The organism is Streptomyces sp. NPDC053427 (assembly GCF_044544985.1).
Lineage (GTDB): Bacteria > Actinomycetota > Actinomycetes > Streptomycetales > Streptomycetaceae > Streptomyces.
On record NZ_JBITYA010000002.1, the window covers coordinates 102,241 to 118,777 of the forward strand.

Annotated in this window: 17 protein-coding genes and 1 pseudogene; 11 read left to right on the forward strand and 7 right to left on the reverse strand. The window is 73.3% G+C overall.

Annotated features, from left to right (window positions below; genetic code table 11):
• Nucleotides 1-115: 115 nt before the first annotated feature.
• Nucleotides 116-298 (reverse strand): annotated as a pseudogene (locus ACIGWZ_RS05140) (histone-like nucleoid-structuring protein Lsr2); the annotation flags it as partial.
• A 32-nt stretch (nucleotides 299-330) separates the two neighbouring features.
• Between ACIGWZ_RS05140 and ACIGWZ_RS05145 the strand changes: the two are divergent.
• Complete coding sequence (locus tag ACIGWZ_RS05145) at nucleotides 331-657, forward strand: antibiotic biosynthesis monooxygenase family protein (protein ID WP_400060987.1); 327 nt, start codon at nucleotides 331-333, stop codon at nucleotides 655-657.
• Between the two features lie 95 nt (nucleotides 658-752).
• Nucleotides 753-1,298: a GNAT family N-acetyltransferase gene (locus ACIGWZ_RS05150; RefSeq protein ID WP_400060989.1), complete on the forward strand. Its 546-nt coding sequence runs from the start codon at nucleotides 753-755 to the stop codon at nucleotides 1,296-1,298.
• Nucleotides 1,299-1,350: 52 nt separating this feature from the next.
• Here ACIGWZ_RS05150 and ACIGWZ_RS05155 read toward each other — a convergent pair whose 3' ends face one another.
• Nucleotides 1,351-3,429 carry a DHA2 family efflux MFS transporter permease subunit gene (locus ACIGWZ_RS05155; protein ID WP_400060991.1) on the reverse strand — a complete coding sequence of 693 codons (2,079 nt, stop codon included), beginning with the start codon at nucleotides 3,427-3,429 and terminating at the stop codon, nucleotides 1,351-1,353.
• Between the two features lie 262 nt (nucleotides 3,430-3,691).
• Between ACIGWZ_RS05155 and ACIGWZ_RS05160 the strand changes: the two genes are divergently transcribed.
• Together ACIGWZ_RS05160 and ACIGWZ_RS05165 are read left to right on the forward strand one after the other, a co-directional pair.
• Entirely contained in the window at nucleotides 3,692-4,651 is a 960-nt protein-coding gene (locus ACIGWZ_RS05160) for a peptidoglycan-binding protein (RefSeq protein WP_400060993.1), read from the forward strand.
• Nucleotides 4,652-4,918: 267 nt separating this feature from the next.
• Nucleotides 4,919-5,581, forward strand: coding sequence for an HAD-IA family hydrolase (locus ACIGWZ_RS05165; protein WP_400060995.1), 663 nt, complete (start codon nucleotides 4,919-4,921; stop codon nucleotides 5,579-5,581).
• Between the two features lie 89 nt (nucleotides 5,582-5,670).
• Here ACIGWZ_RS05165 and ACIGWZ_RS05170 read toward each other — a convergent pair whose 3' ends face one another.
• Nucleotides 5,671-6,252, reverse strand: a complete 582-nt coding sequence (locus ACIGWZ_RS05170; RefSeq protein WP_400060997.1) for a TMEM165/GDT1 family protein — start codon at nucleotides 6,250-6,252, stop codon at nucleotides 5,671-5,673.
• Between the two features lie 179 nt (nucleotides 6,253-6,431).
• Nucleotides 6,432-7,190, reverse strand: a complete 759-nt coding sequence (locus tag ACIGWZ_RS05175; protein ID WP_400060999.1) for an ABC transporter permease — start codon at nucleotides 7,188-7,190, stop codon at nucleotides 6,432-6,434.
• 210 nt (nucleotides 7,191-7,400) lie between these two features.
• Here ACIGWZ_RS05175 and ACIGWZ_RS05180 point away from each other — a divergent pair, with 210 nt between their 5' ends.
• The 4 genes from ACIGWZ_RS05180 (at nucleotide 7,401) to ACIGWZ_RS05195 (ending at nucleotide 11,725) form a co-directional block, all read left to right on the forward strand.
• Nucleotides 7,401-8,045 carry an HNH endonuclease family protein gene (locus tag ACIGWZ_RS05180; protein ID WP_400061001.1) on the forward strand — a complete coding sequence of 215 codons (645 nt, stop codon included), beginning with the start codon at nucleotides 7,401-7,403 and terminating at the stop codon, nucleotides 8,043-8,045.
• 284 nt (nucleotides 8,046-8,329) lie between these two features.
• Nucleotides 8,330-10,276 (forward strand): FAD/NAD(P)-binding protein, encoded by a 1,947-nt coding sequence (locus ACIGWZ_RS05185; protein WP_400061003.1) that lies wholly within the window; start codon nucleotides 8,330-8,332, stop codon nucleotides 10,274-10,276.
• Between the two features lie 65 nt (nucleotides 10,277-10,341).
• Nucleotides 10,342-10,836, forward strand: a complete 495-nt coding sequence (locus ACIGWZ_RS05190) for a DoxX family protein (protein ID WP_400061005.1) — start codon at nucleotides 10,342-10,344, stop codon at nucleotides 10,834-10,836.
• 232 nt (nucleotides 10,837-11,068) lie between these two features.
• Nucleotides 11,069-11,725, forward strand: a complete 657-nt coding sequence (locus ACIGWZ_RS05195) for a DedA family protein (protein ID WP_400061007.1) — start codon at nucleotides 11,069-11,071, stop codon at nucleotides 11,723-11,725.
• An 83-nt stretch (nucleotides 11,726-11,808) separates the two neighbouring features.
• Here ACIGWZ_RS05195 and ACIGWZ_RS05200 read toward each other — a convergent pair whose 3' ends face one another.
• Nucleotides 11,809-12,753 carry a universal stress protein gene (locus ACIGWZ_RS05200; protein WP_400061009.1) on the reverse strand — a complete coding sequence of 315 codons (945 nt, stop codon included), beginning with the start codon at nucleotides 12,751-12,753 and terminating at the stop codon, nucleotides 11,809-11,811.
• Nucleotides 12,754-12,946: 193 nt separating this feature from the next.
• Here ACIGWZ_RS05200 and ACIGWZ_RS05205 point away from each other — a divergent pair, with 193 nt between their 5' ends.
• Entirely contained in the window at nucleotides 12,947-14,125 is a 1,179-nt protein-coding gene (locus ACIGWZ_RS05205; protein ID WP_400061011.1) for a methyltransferase, read from the forward strand.
• A 117-nt stretch (nucleotides 14,126-14,242) separates the two neighbouring features.
• Here ACIGWZ_RS05205 and ACIGWZ_RS05210 read toward each other — a convergent pair whose 3' ends face one another.
• The gene (locus ACIGWZ_RS05210) at nucleotides 14,243-14,824 is read right to left on the reverse strand and encodes a TetR/AcrR family transcriptional regulator (protein WP_400061013.1); all 582 of its coding nucleotides are present in this window, start codon (nucleotides 14,822-14,824) and stop codon (nucleotides 14,243-14,245) included.
• A 125-nt stretch (nucleotides 14,825-14,949) separates the two neighbouring features.
• Here ACIGWZ_RS05210 and ACIGWZ_RS05215 point away from each other — a divergent pair, with 125 nt between their 5' ends.
• Nucleotides 14,950-15,435: a cupin domain-containing protein gene (locus tag ACIGWZ_RS05215; protein ID WP_400061014.1), complete on the forward strand. Its 486-nt coding sequence runs from the start codon at nucleotides 14,950-14,952 to the stop codon at nucleotides 15,433-15,435.
• Nucleotides 15,436-15,481: 46 nt separating this feature from the next.
• Nucleotides 15,482-16,153, forward strand: coding sequence for a nucleoside/nucleotide kinase family protein (locus ACIGWZ_RS05220; protein WP_400061016.1), 672 nt, complete (start codon nucleotides 15,482-15,484; stop codon nucleotides 16,151-16,153).
• Here the strand turns inward: ACIGWZ_RS05220 and ACIGWZ_RS05225 are convergent.
• Nucleotides 16,101-16,514: a hypothetical protein gene (locus ACIGWZ_RS05225; protein WP_400061018.1), complete on the reverse strand. Its 414-nt coding sequence runs from the start codon at nucleotides 16,512-16,514 to the stop codon at nucleotides 16,101-16,103. The two genes, ACIGWZ_RS05220 and ACIGWZ_RS05225, sit on opposite strands and share 53 nt — an antisense overlap.
• Between the last annotated feature and the right edge of the window lie 23 nt (nucleotides 16,515-16,537).

Below are 16,537 nucleotides of genomic sequence, written 5' to 3' on the forward strand. Positions count from 1 at the left end.
CCACGTGTGCTGCTCAGGTTCCGCTGATTCTTGAATTCACTCGTGGCAACGACGAAGGGCTCCAAACCACGGAGCCCTTCGTCAACTTGACATATTGATTTCTACGTCCGTGCGCCTACTTGTCCGCTTTCTCGTACGCCTCGCGGATGTCGGCAGGTACCCGGCCACGATCGCTGACCTGGTAGCCGTTCTCCCTCGCCCACGTCCTGATTGCCGCGGAGTCGTCACCACTGGTTGCGGCCTCTCGGGGCTTACACGTTCTGCCCGCCTTGCGGGCTGCCTTCACGACTCGCTCGATGCCGCGGTCCGCCCGTGCGGCAAGATGGAGCCATGAGCGTAGTCAAGATCAACGTGCTGGCCGTTCCTGCCGAGCAGCGGGAGACCCTCGAAAAGCGCTTCGCGTCCCGTGCCGGGACCGTGGACTCCTCGGACGGCTTCGAATGGTTCGAACTGCTGCGGCCCGTGGAGGGCACCGACCAGTACCTCGTCTACACGCGCTGGCGGGACGAGGAGTCCTTCCAGGCCTGGATGGAGGGGCCGATGAAGGCCGCGCACCAGGGCGGCGCGGAGGGCGGCGAGCGGCCCAAGCCCGCCGCGTCCGGGTCCACCCTGTGGTCCTTCGAGGTGGTGCAGCAGGCCGGTCCCAGGAAGGGCTGACCGCAGGGCGGCGGGGCGGGCGCGCCGGACGCCCCGTCCCGCCGCCCCCGCAATTCCCTTGCTCTCCGCTTCTCGCGCGCGGCAACAATGTCTCCATGCGCGAGACCGCCGCCCGCCGGCTCCCCTGGACCATCTCCGCCGAGCCGTTCGACTCGCCGGACGCCTGGGCGCTGTTGCGGGAGTACTACACCGAGGTCGCCGACCGTTACTTCGAGCTGCACGAGGGCCGCCGCGCGACGCCCGAGGAGATCGCGGAAGGGCTGGCGGGGTATCCGAAGGACCATCTGACGCCTCCGGACGCCCTCCTGCTGATCGCCCGGTACGGCGAGGTCGCGGGCGGCTGTGCCGGGGTGCGGCTGCTGGACGGGCGGACCGCTGAGCTCAAGCAGCTGTTCGTACGGGTTCCGCACCGCGGCCTGGGGGGTGCGGGCGGGCTGCTCCGGGCCGCCGAGGCGGCCGCGGCCCGGATGGGTGCCGAACGCATCCGGCTGGACACCCGGCTGGATCTGGTGGAGGCCCTCGCGCTCTACCGGCGGCGCGGTTTCGTCGAGATCGCGCGCTACCACGACGACCCCTACGCGGAGATCTTCTTCGAGAAGCGGCTGGACGGGCCGGACGGCGAGGGCCGGCTCCGACCGTGACCGACCTCGCCGACGAGCGCCTCGGCGTGCGGCGGGGCGGCCCCGGTGGGCCCTACTTCGCCACCCCCGGCGGTCGCGGCGTCCCGCGCGGTGTGCGGGCGACGGTCGGGCGGGCATCGCCGTTGTGCGGCTCCTCCGCGTCCGAGCCGCACAGCTCGGCCGTCAGCTCCCGGACGAGTTCGGTCAGATCGGTGGGGCGATCCTTGGTCCACCAGTCGCCCAGCAGCTCCGCCAGTGATTCCTGGCGGGCGGCCGAGAGCCGTCCGGCCGCCTCGCGTCCGCGGTCGGTGAGCAGCAGCATCAGCCCCTCGCGTTCGGCCAGGCCGCGTTCCTCGATCTGGCGGGTGCCTTCGGAGATCACGCCGAGCGGCACGGTGGTGCGCTCGGCGAGCAGGGCCGGTTCCACCGATCCGTAGCGGTAGATGCGCAGCAGCAGCCAGCTGGAGGCCGGTTTGAGGTCGAGGCCGGCCTGCGCGGTGATCTTCTCGTAGATGTGCTTGCGGCCTTCCATGCTGCCCAGTTTGGACAGCGCGCGGGCGCATTCGTCGCGCGAGGAGCGCTCCACGGGGTTGGAGGAGAGCACCTCGCTGGTCTCGGGGGCGGTGACGCTCCGGCGCAGCGGCTCCTCCCTGAGGAACCAGGCCAGGGCGAAGGCGACGAGGACGACCGGGACGGCGTAGACGAAGACGTCGGTGATGGAGAGGGAGTAGGCGTTCAGGACGCCGGCGGCCTGGCTCGCCGGGAGTCGGGCGATGGTCCGTGGATCCTGGGCGATCGTCGAGGGGGCGACTCCGGGTGGCAGTTGCTGCCCGGCGAGGGCCCGGGTGATCTGCGGGCCGAGCGTGTTGGTGAAGATCGTGCCGAAGATGGAGACGCCGAACGAGGCGCCGATGGAGCGGAAGAACGTGGCGCCGGAGGTGGCGACGCCGAGGTCCTGGTAGGGGACGGCGTTCTGCACGATGAGCACCAGGACCTGCATGACCAGGCCGAGTCCCGCGCCGAAGACGAAGAAGTAGGCGCTCATTTCGGCGACGCTGGTGGCCGGGTCGAGCTGGTGGAGCAGCAGCAGGCCGAGCGCCACGACGGCGGTGCCGGTGATCGGGAAGACCTTGTAGCGGCCGGTGCGGGAGACGATCTGGCCGGATGCGGTGGACGAGAGCAGCATGCCGAAGACCATCGGCAGCATGTGCACTCCGGACATCGTCGGTGTGACCTTGTGGACGACCTGCAGGAACGTCGGCAGGAACGTCATCGAGCCGAACATCGCGAAGCCGATGACGAAGCCGATGGCGGCGCAGAGGGAGAAGGTGCGGAGGGTGAACAGGCGCAGGGGGAGGACGGGTTCGGCGGCCCGGCGCTCCACCAGGATGAACGCGCCGAGCAGCACGACGCCCAGCGCCCCGAATCCCACGATCTGCCAGGAGTCCCAGGGGTACGTCACGCCCCCGAGGGAGGCCATCAGCACAAAGCAGGTGGCGACGGCGGCGATCAGGGCGGTGCCCAGGTAGTCGATCCGGTGCGGGGTGCGGCGGCGCGGAATGTGCAGTACGGCGGCGATGACGGCCAGCGCGACGATGCCGACCGGGATGTTGATGTAGAAGACCCAACGCCAGCTGAGATGGTCGACGAACAGCCCGCCCAGCAGCGGCCCGAGGACGCTGGTACCGCCGAAGACGGCGCCGAAGAGGCCCTGGTACTTGCCGCGTTCGCGGGGCGGCACGATGTCGCCGACGATCGCCATCGACAGCACGATCAGGCCACCGCCGCCCAGCCCCTGGAGGGCCCGGAAGGCGATCAGCTGTCCCATGTTCTGCGCGATGCCGCACAGCACCGACCCGATCAGGAAGATCACGATCGCGGTCTGGAACAGCTTCTTGCGCCCGTACTGGTCGCCGAGCTTGCCCCACAGCGGGGTCGCGGCCGTCGAGGCCAGGAGGTAGGCGGTGACCACCCAGGAGAGGTGGTCGAGGCCGCCGAGGTCGCTGACGATGGTGGGCAGCGCGGTGGCGACGATGGTCTGGTCGAGCGCCGCGATCAGCAGGCCGAGCAGCAGTGCGCCGATCGCGACGAGGACCGCCCGCTGGGACCGGTCTTCGCCGGGTACGGCCGGAGCGCCGGTGTCCTGCGCCATGAACGTCTCCCTCGGTTCGGGACGGCCCTCCCCCGGCGCGGACCGCCCTTCGCGTTCCTTCCATCGTGGTGGGTTCCGCCCGATATGGCCCGCCGAGCGGTGATCCGGTGCCCCTGCCCGGGCGGCGGCGAGCTGTGTGGTCGTCCGGTGGTCACCGGGGGGATGCCTCGTGGATGTCCCGGAGTGCCTGTGCAGACCCCGGTGGGCTCTGCATAATCGCTGCCTGTTCGAGCGCTCGATGGCTCCACGGAGGGGACCGTTCGTGACGGCACAGACCTGCCCGCACTGCCTTGCCCCCGCACGCGGCGACGGCCGGCCGACCTGCCTGTGCGCGGCGGTCGGCGCGGAGGGCTTCGATCCACTGCGCATCCGGCCGTATGTGTCGTTACCCGGTCAGGACGGTGCCGACGAGGAGGGGAACGCCGGCTCGGACGGCTCGGGGGACGGCCCCGATACCCGTACGGGGACGGTCTCCCTCGTCCCCGAGCCGCTGCCCACCGCTCCCCGGCCGCGCCGTTCCGGTCCCACCTCCAGGACGTTCGTCTCGTCCGAGGCGGGACCGGCCGCCCGGGACACCGCGGACGAGCCGCCCGGCGCCGGCGCCCCGGGTGGCCCCGCCGGCCGCGCCTTACCCCGTAAGCGCGCGCTGTCCGCCGTACTGGCGGTCGCCGGAGCGGCGGTGGCGGCCACGGCGGTGCTGATCGCCGGCGAGGTGCTCTCCGGCGGCGAGCGGGACCGGGCCGCGCCGCCCGACCACGCAACGGCCGCCCCCACCGCCGCCTTCCCCACCCGCGGCGGCCCCCGCCCCTCCGCAACCGGCGCGCCCTCCGCCACGCCCCCGCACCGATCGGCCTCGCAGCGCCCCGGCGGCCGCCCGGCGCCCCGGGAAACGCCCACACCGGACCGGCCGGCGACGCCGCGCCCGCCCGCCCCCACCCAGGCCTCCGGCAGCGTCGGCCACACCCCCGGCGGGCGGCCGAGCACCGCGCCCACCGGTCCGATCGTGCTGCGCGAGGGGTCCAGCGGCCCGGAGGTGACCGAGCTGCAGAACCGGCTGCGGCAGCTGGGCGGCTATGCGGGTCCCGAGGACGGCCGGTACGACGCGGACGTACGGGACGCGGTGTCGCGCTATCAGCAGACGTACGCAGTGACGGGCGACCCCGACGGCGTCTACGGGGAGCGGACCCGGGCGTCCCTGGAAGCGGGGACCGACGAGCCGTAGGACCGAGGCGCGCCGCCGCGGCCGCGGAGCCGTGCCCGCGGGACCCCGTGAGAACGGGTTCCCGTAGGGGCGTGCCCCACCTGTGACCAGGGGCGGTTGTCGGGACCCGGAACCGTTTTGTATCGTGTAGAAACAAAGTGGTTCCGCCCGCATTCCCTGACCGGCGGGCGGGACCACTTATGTATGCGCGTCCCGTTACGTCTGCATGCCCCGTGACGTCTGCGCGTCCCGCCCGCCCCACTGTCCGTAGCGCCCAGGAGCCCGCCGATGACGGTCACCACCACGCTCACCGCCCGTGCCCTGCTGCTGGACATGGACAGCACGATCGTGAACTCCGAGGCCGTCGTCGAGCGCTGCTGGCGCCGCTGGGCGGCCGAGCAGGAGCTGGACGCGGACGAGGTGCTCAAGGTCGTCCACGGGCGGCAGGGGTGGGCCACCATGGCCGCGCTGCTCCCGGACCGCCCCATGGAACTCAATCTGGCCGACAACCGCCGGATGCTGGCGCAGGAGACGGCCGACACGGACGGCGTGGTGCCGGTCCCCGGCGCCCCCGCCTTCATGGACGCCATAGCCCGGCTCCCGCACGCCCTGGTCACCTCCGCCGACATCCCCCTCTCCGATGCCCGGATGGGTGCCGCCGGGCTGGCCATGCCGTCCGTACGGATCACCGCGGAGTGCGTGAGCGCCAGCAAGCCCGACCCGGAAGGCTTCCTCAAGGGCGCCGCCGAACTGGGCCACGCCCCCGAGGACTGCCTCGTCTTCGAGGACTCGGAGGCGGGCATCCTGGCCGGCCGGGCGGCGGGCATGCGGGTCGTCGGGGTCGGCGACCGCGCCGCCGCCTTCGCGCCCACCGTCCATGTGCGTGACCTCACCGCGATCCGCGTCGAGGCGCAGGCGGACGGCGTGGTCGCGCTGCACATCGCGGCCTGAGCCGTCGGCGCACCTGCGCACACCTTCGGCACACCTGCGCATTCCTGCGGGGCGACGCCGGACCCTCGCGCCGCCCCGTCCCGCGGGCTTCAGCCCGTGATCGCCTCGTACAGGCTGAACGCCGCCAGCAGCACCATCACCCCGGCCGCGACCTTGGTGATCAGCGCGAGCGGTACGTACTTCATCAGCGTCCGGCCACCGAGGATGCCCAGGCCCGCCACGGCCCACAGCCCCAGGACGGCGCCGACGCCGACCGAGACGGGGTCGTCGTAACGGGCGGCGAGGTTGGCCGTCATGATCTGGGTCAGATCGCCGAATTCGGCCACCAGGATCATCATGAAGCCCGCCCCGGAGACCTTCCAGAAGCTCTGGTCGGCGGGCTTCTTCACCTCTTCCTCGTCGTCGCCCTTCTTGAACAGCAGGACGGCGGCGCCCGCCAGGAAGAGCACTCCGACGACCGCCTGGACGACGCGGTGCGGCAGCAGGGTGAGCACGCTGCCCGCGGCGATGGCGAGCGCGACATGGACGAGGAACGCGGCGGCGACGCCGACGAAGACGTATGAGGCCCGGTAGCGGGCGCCGAGCATCAGGCCCGCGAGGGCGGTCTTGTCGGGCAGCTCGGCAAGGAAGATGACGCCGAACACCACGGCGGCGACGGTGAAGCTGAACACTGGGTGACTACCTCGATCGGTCGGGCCGCACCAAAGGGGCCCGGAAGAGGGGTCGCTTCGGCACGGCAGCGTCGAACACTGCGGCCGAAGGTCTCGCTGGCGCGGTACGGGATACGTACCGGGCTCCGGGCGCCGGCTCACCACGAGGGCGGGCAGTATGTCGACGGTCCGGCAGAGAGCTACTCCCCTTCTGCTGCCACCGAGGGTACGCGGTGCATCCGGCCGCGCGCGACCAGCTCGAGCACGACCGCGCAGGCCGCGGCCTGTACTGCGAGCAGGGCGACCAGCACGAACAGCTGGACCGCACCGGCCTGTACAGGGGAGGCGCCGCCCAGCAGCATCCCGACGAAGGCTCCGGGGAGTGTGACCAACCCCACGGTCCTGGTCTGGTCCAGCCCCGGCAGCAGCGCGTCCGACGCGGCCGGGCGGGCCACCTCCATCCGCGCGTCCCGGTCCAGCAGCCCGAGCGCGAGCCCCGCCTCGAACTCCCCGTGCCGGGTCTCCAGCTCGTCCAGCGCGCGCCGCCCGCCCAGGACGGTGGCGGTCAGCGCCCCGCCGATGAGGATGCCGGTGACGGGGATCAGGGTGAGGCCGCGCGGCGGGAGGAGGCCGGTGAGCAGCAGAAGGCCGACGACCGGGGCCACCCCGACGGCGATCGGCACGGCGGCCCACCACCAGGTGCGGTTGCGGGTGATCCGGCGGCCCGCGGTCCGTACCGCCACCGTGAACATCAGCACGAGGAAGCCCACCAGCCAGGGGAGCGCCCCCACCACCCAGCCGATGAGGTACGAGACGGCCGCCAGCTGGGCGGCGGCGCGCAGGCCCGCGACCGCGATGCCCCTGGCATGGCCGAGGCGCGCCCCGGCCGCGATGGCCACGGCGACGGCCAGCAGGACGGCAAGAACGACCCCGAGGGTGACGTTGACCGGCAGCAGCACGCGACAACTGTAGAGGGGCGCCTGCGCGGGCGCGTCCCAACCGAACTGCCCCGACACATTCATGGCGGACCGTCAGCGTCTCTCGTCAACCCCTTGAACTGACGTGAGCATGTCGCCACTCTGTTACCTGGAGCCCATTCGGTGGAAACCCCACGTCGCCACCATGGGCTCGCAGTGCTCTCGACTTCCCCCCACATCAAGGGAGTTCCCATGTCATTGGTCTACGCGCGTCGCGTGTCCGTCGCCGCAGGCGCGGCCGCGGCGCTGGTCGGCACGCTGGTGCTGAGCGGCCAGAGCGCCCAGGCCGCGCCGCCCAGCCCGCCCGACACGGCCACCGCCAGGACGTACCTCGCCGACATCAAGGAACAGCCCGAGGGCCCGCAGGACGGCTACAGCCGCGACAAGTTCCCGCACTGGATCGACCAGGGCGACGGCTGCAACACCCGCGAGGTCGTGCTCAAGCGCGACGGTACGGACGTGCAGCAGGACGGCAGCTGCGCGGCGGTGAGCGGCAAGTGGGTCTCGGCGTACGACGGGGCGACCTGGACCAAGGCGTCCGACCTGGACATCGACCATGTCGTACCGCTGTCGGAGGCGTGGAAGTCGGGCGCCGCCCAGTGGACGACGGAGCGCCGCCAGGAGCTCGCCAACGACCTGACGCACTCTCAGCTGATCGCCGTCACCGACAACGTCAACCAGGAGAAGGGCGACAAGGACCCGGCGAAGTGGCTGCCGCCGAAGGCGTCGTACCACTGTGAGTACGCCCGGATGTGGGTGTGGGTGAAGCACGAGTACGGCATGACCGCGGACTCCGCGGAGAAGGCCGCGCTGAAGAAGATCCTGGACGGCTGCTGAGCCTTCCGGTGACTCCGGGCGCCCGCCGGCCGGGACCACCGGGCGGCGGGCGCCGCGGCATCGAGGCGGCGTGGGACTTGGGCCGGTCCGGCGGGTTTTGGCCGCCGGTGCGCGGGTTGCCGGGCACGCGGTGATGCGGGGGATTCGGCACCCGCAGGCCGCCGGCGACCGGGCGGTGGCCTGCGGATCCGGGGCATTTCTTTTGCCGACCCGGGTACTGCGCCCGGGGTGCGGGCGGTGATGATAGGCCGCACCTTCGCCCGCCGCTCCAGGGAGTGCCTCTCTTGGCCGCCGACCACATCGCCGACCGCCACGCCCGGCCCGCCATCGCCATCGTCGGCGCCGGGCCGCGCGGCACGAGTGTCCTGGAGCGGATCTGCGCCTCGGCCGCCGAGCTGCCCCCCGGCGCCCGCCCGACCGTCCATCTCATCGATCCCGCGCCGCCCGGCGCCGGCCGGGTATGGCGCACCGCCCAGTCCCCCGAGCTGCTGATGAACACGGTGGCCTCGCAGGTCACGCTGTTCACCGACGAGAGCGTGGAGTGCGCGGGGCCGATCCGTACCGGGCCGAGCCTGTACGCCTGGGAGGGCTGCGACGTCGGCCCGGACGACTACCCGGGGCGGGCGCTGTACGGCCGCTATCTGGAGTGGTTCTACGGAGAGGTGGTGCGCACCGCCCCGGAGGGGGTGACGGTCGTGCCGCACGCCGCCCGCGCGGTGCGCCTGACGGAGGCCCCCGACGGCTCCCAGTCGCTCCGCCTCGACGACGGCCGGACGCTGCACGGCCTGGGCGCGGTGGTACTCGCCCAGGGCCATCTGCCGGCCGCGGCCGCCCCGGAACAGCAGCGGCTCGCCGACTACGCCGCCGGGCACGGCCTGCGCCATTTCCCGCCCGCCAACCCCGCCGACCTCACCGCGGAGCTGGCGGCGCTGCCCCCGGGCCGCCCCGTGCTGCTGCGCGGGCTCGGGCTGAACTTCTTCGATCACATGGCGCTGCTGACGACGGCCCGCGGCGGCCGGTTCGTACGGGGCGCGGACGGGGCGCTGGCCTATCAGCCGTCCGGGCGCGAACCCCGGTTGTACGCGGGCTCCCGGCGCGGCGTCCCGTACCACGCGCGCGGCGACAACGCCAAGGGCGCGCACGGCCGCCATCTGCCGCTGCTGCTCACCGCGGACGTGATCGCGGCCTTCCGCAAGCGCGCCGACTCCGGTGAGCTGCCCGACTTCCTGACGGAGGTGTGGCCGCTGGTGGCCAAGGAGGTGGAGACGGTCTACTACGAGGCGCTGCTGGCCCGGGGCGCGGGCGGTGCACCTGGTGGCGCCACGGTCCGGGAGCGGTTCCGCGCGCGCTTCCTGGGCAGCGCGCACCGCAGCCCCGAAGAGGCCGCCACCCTCGACGCGTTCGGCATCGCGCCGGCCGAGCGCTGGGACTGGGACCGGATCTCCCACCCGCACGCGGACCGGCGTTTCGCCGACCGCGCCGCCTTCCGGGAATGGCTGCTGGCGCGGCTGCGGCAGGACGTCGCGGACGCCCGGCGCGGCAATGTCGCGGGCCCCGTCAAGGCGGCCCTGGACGTACTGCGGGACCTGCGCAACGAGCTGCGGCAGATCATCGACCACGGCGGACTGCACGGCAGCTCCCGCCGCGACCACCTGGACCGCTGGTACACCCCGCTCAACGCGTTCCTGTCCATCGGCCCGCCGCGGCTGCGCATAGAGCAGATGGCGGCGCTGATGGAGGCGGGGGTGCTGGAGGTGATCGGGCCCCGCATGGAGGTACGGCTCGGCGCCGCGGACGGCCACGGGCCGGGTTTCACGGCGCATTCGCGGGATGTTCCGGGGTCCGAGGTGACGGCGGCGGCCCTGATAGAGGCGCGGCTGCCGGAGCCGGATCTGCGCCGCACCGCCGACGAGCTGCTGGCCGGCCTCCTGGCCGACGGGGGCTGCCGGCCGCACACGGTCGACGGCTACGAGACCGGCGGCCTGGATGTGTCGCCGAGCCCGTACCGCCTCATCGAGGCGGACGGCGCGTGCCATCCGCGGCGGTTCGCGGTCGGCGTGCCGACGGAGGGGGTGCACTGGGTGACGGCGGCGGGCGCCCGCCCCGGGGTGGGGTCGGTGACGCTGGCCGATACGGACGCGGTGGCGCGGGCGGCGCTCCAGGTGGCCGCGCGGGAGGCGGTGACGGTGCACGATGCGACCGCGCGACAGAAGTTGAACTTGCAAGTATAGATTAGGCTCCCCTAACCTATGCCTCCAACGGTTACCTCGTCCCCAGAAGCCGTAGGAGATCCCACATGTCCGCTCCCCTCAACGCTCTCACCCAGAGATCGGCCCCGCACATACTCGCGCTCTTCCGCGTGGTCATCGGCCTGCTCTTCGCCTGCCACGGCGCGTCCTCGCTGTTCGGCATCCTCGGCGGCGCCATGGGCACCGGCGCCACCGTCCCGACGGGCAGCTGGCCCGGCTGGTACGCCGCGGTCATCCAGCTGGCCGGCGGCCTCCTCGTGATGGTCGGCCTCAGCACCCGCGCGGCGGCCTTCGTCAGCTCCGGCTCGATGGCGTACGCGTACTTCTCCGCCCACCAGGGGTCCGCGCTCTGGCCGATCCAGAACGGCGGCGAAGCGTCCGCGATGTTCTGCTGGGCCTTCCTGCTGATCGTTTTCATCGGCCCCGGCGCCTGGTCGCTCGACCGCCTCTTCTTCGGCGACCGCCAGGCCGAGCAGGCGACGGCCGCGCAGACGCCGGCCGCGCAGACGCCGGCCGCGCAGGGCGAGCCCAGCGCCGCCTGACGCCTTTGCCCCGGGACCTTCGGGCCCGACGCCTGCACGGCCCGTACGGCACCGCTGCCGTACGGGCCGTGCCGCGTCCCACAGGGCCCCGGCACCCGGGATACGTGAGCTGTACAACAATCAGCGCCCCAGGTCAGGAGACCGAGAAGGCCAGGCGTACGCTGTATGGCTGTAGAGCCGCCCCTGCCGCACCGAGCGACGTCGCGGCGGGGTCCGGACCGGGAGTGGCACGTTGTTGGAAAGGCTGGGGTCCCTCAGCGGAACCCCCTGGGTGTATCTGATCGTCGGCCTCTCCGTCGTCCTCGACGTCTTTGTGCCGATCCTGCCCAGCGGAGTCCTGGTGATCGCCGCGGCCACCACGGCCGCCGGCACCGGCACCGCCGCCGAAGCGGTCGACTCCGTGCGCGTCGGCGCCGCCGTCCACAGCGGAACCCCTCACCTGGCCCAGATGTTCTCGCTGGTGCTGTGCGCGGCCACCGCCTCGGTGCTCGGCGACATGGTCGCCTACCGCCTGGCCTGGCGCGGCGGCGACCGCTTCGACCGGGCCATCGGCCGCTCCCGCCGCCTGTCCGCCGCGCAGGAACGTCTCGGCGCGGCGCTCACCCGCGGGGGCGGCGGCATCGTCGTCCTGGCCCGCTTCGCGCCCGCCGGACGCTCGGTGGTCAGCCTCGGCGCCGGAGTCGCCCACCGTACGGTCCGCGAGTTCCTGCCCTGGTCGGCGCTGGCCGGCCTCGCCTGGGCCGCATACAGCGTGAGCCTGGGCTACTTCGGCGGCCAGTGGCTCGGCACGTCCTGGGTGGGCCCCGCGCTGTCCGTGTGCGCGCTGTTCGCGGCGGGATCGGCGGCGGTGTTCCTGATGCGGCGGCCGGAGCGCCGGGCGGCGCACTGACGGCAGCGGGACGGCGGCGAGCGGTCGGGGCCGGCCGGCCGGTTCGGGCCCGTCCGGTCCACGGCCCTGCGGCGCCCCGGCGCCTACGCCTCCTGGGCCTCCTGGGCCTCCTGCGCCTCCGGCACGACGGCGATCGGGCAGACGGCGTGCAGCAGTACGGCATGCGCCACCGAGCCCAGCCGCCGACCGAACGGCAGCCGCCGGCGGCGGCGCGCGACCACCACGAGATCGCTGTCCCGGGACGCCTCCACCAACTGCCCGGCGGCGTCCGCGTTCCGCAGCTCCACCTGGACGTCGACCTCCGGGTAGCGGGCGCGGTGCGGGGCGAGGGCGTCCGCCAGCCGGGTGCCGAGCGCGTCCTCGTACTCCTGCTGCGTGGTCTCGCAGGCCGCGACGTACTCGAACGGTGGCGGCATCAGCATCGGCCAGGAGTAGCCGGAGACGACCTTGAGCCGGGCGCCGCGGCGGCTCGCCTCCGCGAGCGCGAAGCCGATCGCTCCGGACTCCTCAAAGGACGCGTCCGCACCGAGAGTCACCTGCGGGACGGGCGGCTCAGACGTCTCATCGCCCTCACCGTCCTCGTCGACATCGCCGGCCTCGCCGCGGTCCCGGTCCCGGTCCGGGCGGGGTACGACCACGACCGGGCAGGCCGACTGGGCGGCGCAGGCCAGACCGTTGGAGCCGAGCAGCAGGCTGGCGAAGCCGCCCCGCCCGCGCGAGCCCAGGACCAGCAGCTGCGCCTCGGCGCCGAGCGCGGGCAGCTGGGTGTCGGTCAGCCCGCTGAGGCTGCGGAACGCGACGTCCGGCAGGTTCCAGGCCAGCGGCTGGGCGCGGAGCTCGTCCAGCACCGGATCCCCGCTTCCGTCGTCGTCGGCGACCCGCGCGGCGGTGACGTACGGCCAGACATGGACCACCTGAAGCGACACGGACCGCAGCCGCGCCGCCTCCCCGGCCCAGCGCAACGCCCGCTCACTGTCCACCGAGCCGTCCACCGCGACGATGACCGGCAGGCTCCCGCTCTCCGCCATGCACTACCCCGTCCCGCTCGACGACCCCGGCGACAGCTCCTCGCCCCTCTCGCTCCTTTTGTCCGGCTCTCTCCATCCTGCGCCCGCGCGGGTGACGGCGACAGCGGACGAGGGTTCCGCCCCGGCACGGAGTAAAGTCGACCGTCCCCCTCCGCAGGGCGGGGCTCGAACCACTATCGCGAGGCACATTTCGGTGAACTCTCCGCCGGTCGTCGAATGGACCGAGGCCGACGAGGCCCGCTCCGCCCGTTGGCGTTCCGAGAACGGCTCCCCGCCGCCCCGCCGGATCGTGATCGCGGACGACCGTACGAAGGCGGACGACGCCTACAAACTCGCCTGCGAGGGCACCGCCCTCCTGTGGCGCGGCGATTTCCACAACGCCCGCCAGCTGCTGACGGCGCTGGCCCGCCGCATCGACCGCCGCCCCCGCAAAACGCCCCCCGCCGACGTCACCCAGGCCTTCCATCTGCACCGCGCGGCCCAGAACCAGCGCGCCCGCATCCTGGGCATGCTGCTGGTCCCGCTCGATGCGTCCTACGCCGTGCCGCTGCACCGTGCGCCCGACGTCCGCGAGGCCTGCACCCGCGCGTACGGCCCGCCCGCCGCCCCGGAAGCGACCGGGTCCGCCGGGTCGGCGCCGCCCCCGCCCGGCACCGCCTCCGTGCTCTCCCTGCGCGAACTGCTCGCCCTCATCGGCGCCAACGAGTGGCGCCGGAAGGGCGTCGAGATCCCGGCGCTCGGCGGCGACCGGATCCATCCGCACTACGGCGTCTTCTCACCGGCCCGCGGCGAGTACGTCGACCTGGTGGCCGAGGCCCCGCTGCCCGGCCAGGAGCTGGCGTTCGACATCGGCACCGGCACCGGCGTACTGGCCTCGGTGCTGGCACGGCGCGGCGTGCGACGGGTGGTGGCCACCGACCAGGACCCGCGCGCGCTGGCGTGCGCCCGCGAGAACACCGAACGGCTGGGCGTCGCCGGGCAGGTGGAGGTGATCGAGGCCGACCTGTTCCCGGCCGGGCGCGCCCCGCTGGTCGTCTGCAATCCCCCATGGGTGCCCGCCAAGCCGACGTCCCCGGTGGAGCGCGCGGTGTACGACCCGGGGAACCGGATGCTGCACGGCTTCCTGAGCGGCCTGGCGGACCATCTGACACCGGGCGGCGAGGGCTGGCTGATCCTGTCCGACCTGGCCGAACACCTCGGTCTGCGGCCGCGCGCCGAACTCCTCGACGCCTTCGCCCGGGGCGGCCTCACGGTCCTGGACCGGCACGACATCACGCCGCGCCATCCGCGCGCCCGCGACACCTCCGACCCACTGTACGTCGCCCGCGCGGCCGAGGTCACGTCCCTGTGGCGGCTGGGCGCGGCGGGCTGACGCCGTACGGCCGGATCCGGCCGGGCCCGGTCGGCGACCCGTGTCACCGGCGTCGCCGGCTCCGGCCTCCCCCGGCTCCGGCCCGCGCGCCCGGCGCCGCTCCGGACGGCCCCGCGCTCAGCCCGGAGCCCTCAGCCCCGCGCACGCGTTGCGCACATAGCGGCGCCAGTCCCCGGCGTCATTGCGGATCACCGCGGCCAGCCCGCACACGATCATCACCACGTCCGCGACCTCGGCATCCGCGCGCACGCTGCCCTCCTCCTTGCCACGGGCGAGGAGCTGGGCGGCGATCGTCTCGGCGCGCGCCCGCCCCTCCCCGGTCGGTTCGGTGGATCCGAATGCCGCCTCGATGGACGCGGACAGTCCGCGTTCGGCGCTGAGCAGCTCCCCGATGTGCCGGAGGTAGGCGGCCAGTCCGTCCGCCGCATCCGGACACGGAAGACAGGCCGTGCGCCCGAACTCGACGATCTCCGCCTGCCGTTGCTCCCCCACTGCGGCGATCAGAGCCGCCCGGCTGGGGAAGTGCCGGTAGACCGTCCCGACGCCGACCCCGGCGGCGCGGGCCACCTCGGGCATCTGCGCCTCGTCGCCACGTGCCCGGAACACCTCGCGCGCGGCGTTGAGCACGCGGGTGCGGTTGCGCTCGGCGTCGGCGCGCGGCCGGCGCTGTGGTGCGGGGGAGGCGGAGGAGGCTGTCACACGGCGATGCTACTGCTAGGGTAAGTAAACGGAATCGGATTCCGATTCCGTTTACTTATTCCGCCTTCACTTCGATCTCCCGATCCCGTGCACGCCTTCCGCCCCGGAGAGGACCAGCGATCACCATGCGCAAGGAGACAGACGAACCACGGCCGCCCGCGGAGCGCTTCTTCGTGCTGCCGGCCGGCGAACGGCGACCGGGACGCGTACCCCTGCCGCCGGGCTTCGCCGTCAAGGCCCGCGCGAACGAGACCGAGGGCCGGCTCTCGGTCCTGGAGACGCAGCTCGACATCGACATCCCGCCGCACGTCCACCACGGCGCGGACGAATTCCTCTACATCCTCGAGGGCGCGATGGAGGTCGACATCGAGGGCGAAACCCACCGGCTGACCCCCGGCATGTGCGCCCTGCTTCCGCACGGCGTCCCGCACGCCCTGCGCAACGCCTCCCGGCCGCCCGCCCGATGCCTTCAGATCTCCTCGCCCGGTGGCTGGGAGGAGTTCGTGGAGGACATGTTCGAGGCCGGCCCGGTGGTCATGAAGGACGGGCACCCCGACCTCGGCCGCCTCAACGAGATCGGCGCCAAGTACGGGATGGAGTACCAGGGCTGACACCCGGACCGGCGACCGGCCGCGCATCGGGCACGATGGACCCACCATGGACCTCCAGCACCTCCTGTCCCGCGCCCGCCGGCTCGCCGCGACCGCCCGCCCCGGCCGACGCCGCCTGCTCGGCATCGCGGGCCCGCCGGGCGCCGGCAAATCCACCCTCGCCGCCCACCTGGTGGCGGAGCTGGCGGGGCAGGCGGTGCTCGTCCCGATGGACGGCTTCCATCTCGCCGCGGCGGAGCTGCACCGCCTGGGCCGTACCGACCGCAAGGGCGCGCCCGACACCTTCGATCCCGCCGGGTACGCGGCGCTGCTGACCCGGCTGCGCTCCCCGGAACCCGGCACCGCCGTCTACGCCCCGGCCTTCGACCGCCGCATCGAGGAGCCGGTCGCCGGGAGCATCCCCGTAGCGCCCCATGTCCCCCTTGTCGTCACCGAGGGCAATTACCTCCTTCTCGACTCCGCACCATGGGCCCGCATCCGCACCCTTCTCGACGAGGTCTGGTACGTCGACCTGGACACCCCGGAACGCATCCGGCGCCTGGTCGACCGCCATGAGCGCTTCGGGCGCCCGCGCACCGACGCCGAACGCTTCGTCCGCACCTCGGACGAGGCCAACGCCCGTACCGTGGCGGCGACCCGCGACCGCGCCGACCTCGTCGTCACCTTCACTCCCGAAGAAGCCCCCCTCCCCGAAGCCCCTCTCCCCCGGGCCGAGTAGGCGCGCCCAGCAGACCCAGGACGGACAGCGCGCCCCACCCCAACGACACCGCCACCGCTTTCGCCTTCCGCTCCCCTCCCGGCAAGGTCGCGGCGAGCAGCGCGGCGTCCCCGAAATCCGCCGCGATACGCAGACAGGCCGCCGTGCGCAGCGCCGGCCCCTCCGGCGCCAGCACCATCGCGAGCCCGCTCGCCGCATCGCGCCAGCCGAGCGGCCGCAGCGAGGTCCGGGTCGCCCGCTCGCTCCGCCCGTCCTCGCCGACGAGCCCCGAGGGGCGGGCCAGCAGATCGGGCAGTACGGTCACCGCCACCCCGTACACCGCGGTGGCCGCCCCCACCGCGCGCAGCAGACGCACCGTCACCTTCCGCCCGCCTCCCGCCGTGG

Coding starts and splice junctions, on each gene's coding strand:
- ACIGWZ_RS05165 (WP_400060995.1), top strand. CDS start 4,919: ATGACGGTCACCACCACGCTCACCGCCCGTGCCCTGCTGCTGGACATG.
- ACIGWZ_RS05190 (WP_400061005.1), top strand. CDS start 10,342: ATGTCCGCTCCCCTCAACGCTCTCACCCAGAGATCGGCCCCGCACATA.
- ACIGWZ_RS05220 (WP_400061016.1), top strand. CDS start 15,482: ATGGACCTCCAGCACCTCCTGTCCCGCGCCCGCCGGCTCGCCGCGACC.
- ACIGWZ_RS05215 (WP_400061014.1), top strand. CDS start 14,950: ATGCGCAAGGAGACAGACGAACCACGGCCGCCCGCGGAGCGCTTCTTC.
- ACIGWZ_RS05145 (WP_400060987.1), top strand. CDS start 331: ATGAGCGTAGTCAAGATCAACGTGCTGGCCGTTCCTGCCGAGCAGCGG.
- ACIGWZ_RS05155 (WP_400060991.1), bottom strand. CDS start 3,429: ATGGCGCAGGACACCGGCGCTCCGGCCGTACCCGGCGAAGACCGGTCC.
- ACIGWZ_RS05200 (WP_400061009.1), bottom strand. CDS start 12,753: ATGGCGGAGAGCGGGAGCCTGCCGGTCATCGTCGCGGTGGACGGCTCG.
- ACIGWZ_RS05180 (WP_400061001.1), top strand. CDS start 7,401: ATGTCATTGGTCTACGCGCGTCGCGTGTCCGTCGCCGCAGGCGCGGCC.
- ACIGWZ_RS05150 (WP_400060989.1), top strand. CDS start 753: ATGCGCGAGACCGCCGCCCGCCGGCTCCCCTGGACCATCTCCGCCGAG.